The sequence below is a fragment of the Parasphingorhabdus sp. genome (genome assembly GCF_036963705.1).
Lineage (GTDB): Bacteria > Pseudomonadota > Alphaproteobacteria > Sphingomonadales > Sphingomonadaceae > Parasphingorhabdus.
Window position 1 is genome coordinate 1 of sequence record NZ_JBALUT010000088.1, and the last position, 8396, is coordinate 8396.

An 8396-nucleotide genomic window follows, 5' to 3' on the forward strand; every position below is an offset into this window, starting at 1 on the left:
GCCAAAAATGGACCGAGGGCCACGAAATCCGTCTTCGATTACATCTTTTGCCATTCTTCGGTGAGCTAGGCGTCTCGAAGGTTAATCCAGCCAAAGTGCAAGATTACCGGGTTCATCGTATGACATCGAGGCTTGAACCTAATCCGGCATCGCGAAGCAATCGACCGTTGGTGGACAAACCGCCAGCGCGCAGCACTCTACATAATGAAATCGTCACTTTACGAATGGTTCTGAAGACAGCCATCCGCAACGGGTGGCTTGAGCATTTGCCTGACCTATCACCGCCTTACAGAACGCAGGGCAAGATCGTCCACCGTCCTTGGTTCAGTCCAGCCGAATACAAACAGCTCTATGAAGCCACGCGCGCCTATGCGCGTGATCCCTTCCATGAGCGTGACAGGTGGAATGCCGAACAGGTCCATGATTATGTCCTATTTCTAGCCAACACTGGCCTGCGGCCCGATGAGGCAAAAAATCTCCAGCATCGCGATGTTGCTATTGTCGAAGACGAGGCAACTGGTGAGACGCTCCTCGAAATTGAGGTGCGAGGTAAACGCGGCGTTGGCTATTGTAAGTCGATGCCGAGCGCGGTCAGACCGTATGAACGATTACTCAATCGGCCAAAACCTGTTCAGGCGGAAAGCCGCCGTGAGAAGCAGCGACGGCGTAAAGAAGGCCTGCCGCCATTGTCAGAAGACCCGCCGGAACCGGAATATCCAGAACTACGGGACTCTGTGTTTCCCGGTAATCATGTGAGATTATTCAACGGTATTTTGGAGCGGGCCAACCTCAAGCGCGACCGGGATGAGAAGCCCCGCACTGCCTATAGTCTGCGTCACACCTATATTTGTATGCGGTTGATGGAGGGGGCCGACATCTACCAGATCGCCAAAAACTGCCGCACCAGCGTCGAGATGATTGAGAAATTCTATGCCGCGCACATCAAGAGCACTCTTGATGCGGCCTCCATCAACGTCCGTAGGCCCAAACCCCTTAGAGCCTCGAAATCGTCACCTCGCGCCGAGGTTGATCTTGACGATGAATAGGCTTGTTACGGGCATGGATGGAACAGACCGCTGAACAGCAGTGTTCCCATGTCCAATGAGGCGAGCTGACCAAAGGGGAAGCGCCTCAACTTTTCGCGAAATGACAATCGAAGGATATTGTCATGCTGGCCACCAGAATCCTGAACGGGATTCGGCCATCGCCACAACTTAACGACGCGAAGCGACATTTTTGCCTTTGATGATTGATTGGCACTCGCTTTATCAATCACAATACTGTTATATCATGATTGATAGAAAGGGTTCTTATCGATCATGCGCTGGAACTGGCAACTTCCTGACTGGCCTGACTTTCGCTTCGACGCGGAATCTATCCGCATGTCAGAAGCACAATTCTTAAAAGGCTCCGGTGTTGTAATCGGGGCGTTGCATCATCTTGGCGACGATGAACGCAATGGCTTGACCATCGAACTTATCTCCCAAGAAATTGTCGATAGCTCTGCCATAGAAGGCGAAATCCTTGACCGCGATAGCGTCCAATCATCACTGGCACGGCATCTGGGCTTTGCTGCCGACCAGCGCCGGGCAAGCGCCGCTGAGGCCGGTGCTGCCGAGCTTATGGCCGATGTCTATCGCAGCCATGCCGCGCCGCTTGACGATCAGACGCTGTTTGCGTGGCACGCGATGCTAATGAATGGTCGCCGCGACATTGCTGATGTCGGGCGCTACCGGACACACGAAGATCCGATGCAGATTGTGTCGGGCGCACTCCAGGCACCGCGCGTGCATTTTGAAGCGCCGCCGTCAACAGATGTGCCGATGGAGATGTCTCGCTTTATTGCATGGTTCAACGAAAGCGCCCCGTCATCACCAAATCAAGTTCCTGCGATCACGCGGGCGGCTATCGCTCACCTTTGGTTTGAAAGCATTCATCCCTTTGAAGACGGCAATGGCCGGATTGGGCGCGCGATTGCTGAAAAAGCTTTAGCACAAAGTCTCGCAACCCCGACGCTGACCGCGCTTGCAGAGACGATTCATCGCCACCGCAAAGCCTATTATGCCGCGCTTCATCTCGGAAGCCAGAGCAACGACATCGATGCGTGGCTGACATGGTTTGCCGATATTGTCATCAAGGCGCAGGCTCGCACGATTACCCGCATACGGTTCCTGATTGAAAAGACGCGCCTGTTTGATCGCCTTCGCGGCGAACTCAACGAGAGGCAGGAAAAGGCCTTGATCCGAATGTTCCGCGAAGGGCCAGATGGATTTGAAGGCGGGTTAAGCGCTGGAAACTATCGGACGATTACCGGTGCAACCACAGCGACTTCGACGCGCGATTTGAATGACTTGATTGCAAAAAATGCGCTGATCCGCACCGGTGAGCGTCGCTATGCGCGCTACCGACTGGCGGTGGATATTGGGGGCGATAACAAATGACAGCGACCCTTCGTTTGTTGATTGCGAGTAATGTGCCCCGGCGTCTAAAGATAATCCGTGCAGAATAATAATCAGATAAATTCATTCATTGCGGACTGGGCTATTACCGGCGGTTCGGAGCTTGCCAATACGCAGAGCTTCGTGAACGGACTTTGCGCTCTCATTGGAGTTGATTCTCCCAATGGCAGCCAGCCTGATGACGCTCACAATGATTATGTCTTTGAACGCCGCGTGTTTCAGGACAATGGTGACGGCACAACCAGCTTTGGTCGCTTGGACGCCTATAAGCGTAATTGTTTCGTGCTGGAGGCAAAGCAAGGCACGGATGCGGACCGTGAAGCTGCGAAACGCGGAGAAGCTGACTTTTTCGGCAAACCCGCAGCCGAAAAGCTGAAGCAAGGCACCGCCAAGCGCGGCACTCCAGGCTGGGCTGCGGCGATGCTGAAAGCCAAAGGACAGGCCGAACGCTATGCCAAGGCATTGCCGCTCGAACATGGCTGGCCGCCATTTCTGCTAATTACCGATGTTGGCCATTGCATTGATGTCTATGCCGATTTCAGCGGAACCGGAAAGCAATATACCCAGTTTCCCGACGCGGCTCGTTTCCGCATCAAACTGGATGATCTACGGCATGAGGATGTCCGCGCCCGCTTGGCAACCATCTGGACTGCCCCACTCAGCCTTGACCCCTCCAAGGAAGCGGCCAAGGTCACGCGGGAAATTGCCGACCGGCTTGCCGCATTGTCCAAACGGCTAGAGGCGCGTGAGCAAAACCCGACACGCGTTGCTGATTTCCTGATGCGCTGCCTTTTCACGATGTTTGCCGAAGATGTCGGCCTTATTCCGGACGGCAGTTTTACCGCACTCCTTAAAAAGATGCAGATGCGACCGGATAATCTCACACCCGCACTGACCGATCTATGGGCGAAGATGGACGCTGGCGGTTTTGTCGGCGCGCTGGGTGATGCCGGAGAGACCGTCCGAAAATTCAATGGCTATCTGTTCAAAGATCAGACTGTCATTCCTCTCGATGCAGATGAGATCGGGCTTTTAATCCAGTCGTCGGAAAAGAAATGGAACGATGTTGAGCCAGCGATTTTCGGCACCTTGCTCGAACGCGCGCTCGACGGCAAAGAACGCGCCAAGCTGGGCGCGCATTATACCCCGCGTGCCTATGTCGAACGGTTGGTATTGCCCACCGTCATCGAACCACTGCGTGCTGATTGGGCGGGTGTGCAGGCGGCGGCGACAAGCCTGATTGAGGCCGACAAGGCCAATGAGGCGCGCGCGGTTGTCGAAAAGTTTCATGGAACGCTAGCGCAAACCAAAGTTCTTGACCCTGCCTGCGGCACGGGCAATTTCCTCTATGTTGCGCTGGCGCGGATGAAAGAGCTTGAAGGCGAAGTCGTCTCGCTGCTGATCGAACTGGGCGACAAGCAATATGTGGCGGAAATGAGCGGCCACACGATTACTCCCGAAAATTTCCTTGGTATCGAGATAAACCCGCGCGCGGCGGCGATTGCACAATTGGTTTTGTGGATCGGCTACCTGCAATGGCATTTCCGGGTTTCTGGCGAAGGACGAATGCCGCCCGAACCCGTGCTGCGCGACGTAAAGACCATCGAAAATCGTGATGCCCTTATCTCGTGGGATAAGAAAATCCTTGAACGCGACGAACATGGCAAGCCGCTCACCCGTTGGGACGGCGAGACGATGAAGCTGCATCCCGTGACCGGAAAGAAGGTTCCCGATGAGGATGCGCGCGTCGAGGTTGAACGCTATGTCGGTGCAAAGTCAGCAAAATGGCCCAAAGCGGATTTCATTGTCGGTAATCCGCCGTTTATCGGCGGCAAGGATGTTCGGGAACGATTGGGGGGCGGCTATTTTGATGCGCTGTTCAAAACCACTGATGTTCCCGAATCCGCTGATTTCGTTATGCACTGGTGGGATAAGGCGGCGCTTGCAACAAGAAAGAAAACGGTACGACGCTTTGGTTTCATCACGACCAATTCGCTGCCACAAACATTCAGCCGCCGTGTCGTCGCCAAATATCTGGAAAACAAAGACCGGATCAGTTTGACCTTCGCCATTCCCAATCACCCTTGGGTTGATTCCAGCGATGGCGCAGCGGTGCGTATTGCAATGACCGTGGCGCAACCTGGTAAAGCAGAAGGCTTGCTGCGAACCGTCACGGACGAAGGCGCCGCCCCTGATAGCATCAGCCTTGATAGCAAGCAGGGAATGATAAACAGCGATCTCCGTATCGGTGCGGATGTCACAGCAGCAGTCCCGCTCAAATCCAATGACAAGCTCGCTTCGCGCGGAGTTCAGCTGATGGGGAGCGGCTTTATTCTTTCGCCGGAAGAGGCCGAAAAACTTGGATTTACAACCTCAAACGATAAGCCGCGCTTTCGCTCAGGCAATCCCGGCGATGCCAATGTGATATTTGATTATCGCAATGGCCGCGACCTGGCATCACGCTCGCGCGATGTAAAAGTCATCGACCTTTATGGCCTGACCGAGGCCGAAGCGCGGGACCAGCATCCGGCGGTATATCAGCACGTTCTTTCAAATGTGAAACCGCACCGCGCCCAGAACAACCGCGCCAGTTACCGCGAAAACTGGTGGATTTATGGCGAAGCGCGCAGCGAGATGCGGAAGGCTATGGCCGGAATTGATCGCTATATCGCAACCATTGAAACCGCCAAGCACCGGGTGTTCCAATTTCTGCCAATAGGCATTGTCCCGGATAATAAGCTGATTTGTTCTGCACTAGATGATGCGTGGCATCTTGGCGTGTTGTCGAGTGCAATACATGGCGCATGGGCGCTAGCGGCGGGCGGTCGCCTTGGAATGGGGGACGATCCAGTATATGCCAAATCAGCTTGTTTTGATCCGTTTCCATTCCCAGCGGACGTTGCTGATACTCTAAAAGCCCGTATCCGTGAGGAAGCTGAAAAACTGGATGCGTTGCGTAAGAAAGTGTTGGCTGAACATTCGGATATAACGCTGACCGGGCTATACAATGCGCTGGAAGCCATTCGCGTCGCTGAACAGGAAAAGACCGCGATAGAACCGAAGCTGAAAGACATCGCAACACGCGGGCAAGTCTCGCTCATCAAACAGCATCACGATGCAATCGATGCCGCCGTTGCCGAAGCTTACGGCTGGCCTGCTGGTTTGTCGGATGATGAAATCCTTACCCGCTTGGTGGCGCTCAACAGGGAACGGGCCGCTGAAGAAGCCAAGGGCGTCGTCCGTTGGCTGCGCCCTGAATATCAATCGCCGGGCGAAACCGCCAAGCCGGTGAACCGCGATCTCGATCTGGGCGATGCCCCCGCTTTGCCGGTTGTTGCAACAATCATCCCGTGGCCAAAAACACTTGCCGAACAAGTCAGCGCTGTCGCCAATATTCTTGCCGCATCGCCATTACCCCAACACCCCCGCGACATCGCCCGCGCTATCAAAGGCACAAACGCCAAGGGCATAACCCCCGTGCTGGACGCCCTAACCGCGATCGGACAGGCGCGGCGGCTTGCAGATGGACGGTATGCGGCGTGAAATTAAAATATCAGAGAAAGTCCGATTATGACTTCACTTAGGCCAAATATCGTCAAACGCATTGAGCGTTTGCCAAAGCCCAAAAATGTGACTGCTGCGATGCAACCACTTTTTGAGGCCATTTCGAATGCCATTCATTCAGTTCAAAACCGGTTTGGGGAGACTGTCAGCAAGCAAGGGCAGATTCACGTCACCGTGAACACCAATCGTAACAAGGATAAAGTGTGGGCGACTGTCGAAGATAACGGCTTTGGACTAGACGAGAAGAATTGGGACGCTTTTACCGAAACCGACACGGACAACAAAATTTCGATTGGTGGTAAAGGCGTCGGGCGGCTCTTATGGCTGGATTGCTTCCAGAAGATTAGCGTCGTCAGCACGTTCAAATCCAAAGACGGCATGGAAACACGATCCTTTGACTTCATGTTGAAGCGGAATGACCAAATTCAGAACGAGAAAATAGAGGCAGTCGGATCGACCCAGAGCCCGTCTTTCTTCGTTCGTTTCGATGGATTGCGTGATAACGGGTATCTTTCGAATTTTCCGGGCCGAGACAGCTTTGTTTTTCAACATTTGACTTCGCATTTCTTGCCGACATTCATCGGCAAGAAATGCCCCCAAATTTCGGTCTATGTTGGCGATGAGACCCGTCATTATCCTGCCGAGATCGACAACATCGTTCACCGCAAGCAAGCTGACATACAGCTTGAGACCGAAGAATATGGCCTACTGCTGTTAACCCTTATGGAATGCGATAAAGTTGCCAGCGCGGACCTCAAAGGACACCATTTTGTCCATTTTATTGCTCACGACCGGACGGTCCAGTCTCAAAGCATCGACGGTAAGCTAGGTCTGAAATATTTTGGCAGCGACAATGACCGTGTATTCCACGCTATTTTAACAGGCGAATATCTCGACACGAATGTGAATCAGGAGCGGACGGCTTTCATGTTCGAAGATGTTGTTCTCGACCGCATCATCAATGATGTTTGCAGTTCGTATATTGAGGAGTTTCTCAAGGAACCCCTTGAGAAACTTGGTGGCGAGCAGCGCGAGAAGATTGAACAGATAACAGAAAGCTATCCATCTGTTGCCTTCGGTAACACCGAAGAACTTCAGACCAAAATCCCTTCGGGTGAACTGAAAGAGGATGCCATTTACGGGCATTTGGCTCGTGAGCGCTTTCGCAGAGACCAGCGGCAGGCTGATAAAATTAAATCCGTCCTCAGCCGATTGAGAGGTGGTGAAGCTGACGCCGCTTCCTTTGCCGATGCCATTTCGGAAGCCGGTTCAGCGATTGAGGATGCAGAGCAACGCAGCCTTGCAGAGTATATCGTGCGCCGGAAGGTCGTTCTCGATTTTATCGAAATACTTCTGGAAAAAGTGCGTGATGATACACGGGACAGTTCGTATCAGCGCGAGGACATCCTTCACTCGTTCATTTGCCCGCTACGCATAAATACAATTGAAGATGGCACGAAAAAAGTTGAATCTGCATCATCTCACGATCTCTGGATCATCGATGAACGGCTAACCTTTGCGCAATATTTCAGCTCTGACGTCGAGTTTTCAACGTTGTCGCAGGCTATCGAAAGCGACGAACGCCCTGATGTCCTAATCTTTGATTATGTTCACGGTTTGCGACAAACCGAAGAACCGTCCAAAGTTCTTTTGGTCGAATTCAAACGGCCGGGCCGGTCAAGCTACGGTGACAATGAAAATCCTCAGTCGCAAGTCGAGCGTTATGTGCGGCGGTTGCAAGAGGGAAAATTAAGTGATGTGAAAGGGCGACCGATCAAGCTTGATGATCGCACCGTTTTCCATTGTTTCATCGTTGCAGATATTGTCGGTAAAATTGATGAATGGACATATACTTGGCAACGCACAGCGGATGGGCGCGGGCGTCTATATCAGCCGCAAAGCGGGTTTCAGGGTTCGATAGAGCTGATCGGATGGGACGCACTTTTGGGCGACGCGCGAGCGCGCAATCAGGCGTTTTTTGATCGCGCTGGTATTTCAGGCAAGAGTTATTTTAGCCTAGATTGAACGCCTGCGGACAAGTCCGCACCGCGCTCTATTCCACGATCCCGCCTTCGCGGGCTCACTCCACCGAGCCGCCTTTGGCGTCTCGGCCTGCCGGTGACGATCGCATGGCGCAAGAGGAAGGGCAGTCCTGGCGGACCGCTGGTGATGAGCGGGATTTTTTAGGGTCGCACTCTTTCCCGCTGCGCTCCTTGAGGGTGCGGCTTTTTTGTTCTGATCCGCAGGCACTCTTGCCTCTCTCCTTGCCCGGTGGGCGCTGGCGCACTTTGCGCGCGCAGACCACCGCGCTGCGTCGCGCCATACAAGGGTGCCGTCTTTGTTGGGCCGCTTCGCGGATGGGATAATCGCGAT

At 53.6% G+C, this 8396-nt stretch carries 4 protein-coding genes; all 4 read left to right on the forward strand.

Annotated features, from left to right (window positions below):
- On the forward strand, positions 1 to 1046 hold a 1046-nt coding region (locus tag V7680_RS14015), incomplete at its 5' end, for a site-specific integrase (protein ID WP_335653887.1).
- Positions 1047 to 1319: 273 nt separating this feature from the next.
- On the forward strand, positions 1320 to 2441 hold the full coding sequence (locus tag V7680_RS14020) for a Fic family protein (RefSeq protein WP_335653888.1): 1122 nt from the start codon (positions 1320 to 1322) through the stop codon (positions 2439 to 2441).
- Positions 2442 to 2498: 57 nt separating this feature from the next.
- Positions 2499 to 6002 carry a class I SAM-dependent DNA methyltransferase gene (locus V7680_RS14025; RefSeq protein ID WP_335653889.1) on the forward strand — a complete coding sequence of 1168 codons (3504 nt, stop codon included), beginning with the start codon at positions 2499 to 2501 and terminating at the stop codon, positions 6000 to 6002.
- Positions 6003 to 6029: 27 nt separating this feature from the next.
- Entirely contained in the window at positions 6030 to 8048 is a 2019-nt protein-coding gene (locus V7680_RS14030; protein WP_335653890.1) for an ATP-binding protein, read from the forward strand.
- Positions 8049 to 8396 lie beyond the last annotated feature (348 nt).